General features: G+C 74.3%; 2 protein-coding genes. Both read left to right on the top strand.

What is annotated here, in order from left to right:
* On the top strand, window positions 1-252 hold a 252-nt coding region (locus AC08OO_RS20595), incomplete at its 5' end, for a DUF397 domain-containing protein (protein ID WP_476618935.1).
* Complete coding sequence (locus tag AC08OO_RS20590; protein WP_476618934.1) at window positions 245-517, top strand: hypothetical protein; 273 nt, start codon at window positions 245-247, stop codon at window positions 515-517. The genes AC08OO_RS20595 and AC08OO_RS20590, both read left to right, overlap by 8 nt.
* Window positions 518-521 lie beyond the last annotated feature (4 nt).

The following is a 521-nucleotide window of genomic DNA, read 5'->3' as shown; positions in this document are numbered from 1 at the left end:
GGCCTGGGGGCGGTGGAGGTGGCCGCGGTGCCGGTCGGCGTGCTCGGGCTGCTCGACACCCCGGGGATAGCGGTGCGGCATGGCCGGCTGCCGGTGACGGGAGCGGGGTTGCTGTTCGAAGCCGGGGAGTGGGCGCTGTTCCTGGCCGGGGTGCGCCAAGGTGAGTTCGGGTTCGCCCGGTTGGCGACGTTGACGGTTCCCCCGGTGCCGGTTCCCTCGGCGGCTGCCGGTGCGGGGGCCGGTGATGGGTGAGCGTGCCCGCGTCGGGGATGGGACGGGGTCGGGCTGGTCGGAGGCGTGGTCACAGATCCTGGCCGGTACGGGGGCGGATCAGGCGGCCACGGTGTGGGTGGTGGCGGTGGTCGACGGGCCGGACCGGGACGTGGACGGGGTGGTCGGCTACTTCGCCACCCCCCGGGACGCGGACCGGCATGCCCGTGCCCATGGGTATGGGGAGTGGCTGGTGGTGCCGGCGTTGGTGCTGCACCGGCCGGATGATCCGGTGGTGATCCTGTGACCGG

The sequence above is a fragment of the Frankia sp. CeCAU1 genome, assembly GCF_977971845.1.
Note: the sequence above shows the minus strand (reverse complement) of the source record. Positions and strands in the feature narration are given on the sequence as shown.

Bases quoted from the DNA above. Each gene is read 5' to 3' on its own strand.
- AC08OO_RS20590 (WP_476618934.1), top strand. From the start codon at position 245: ATGGGTGAGCGTGCCCGCGTCGGGGATGGGACGGGGTCGGGCTGGTCG.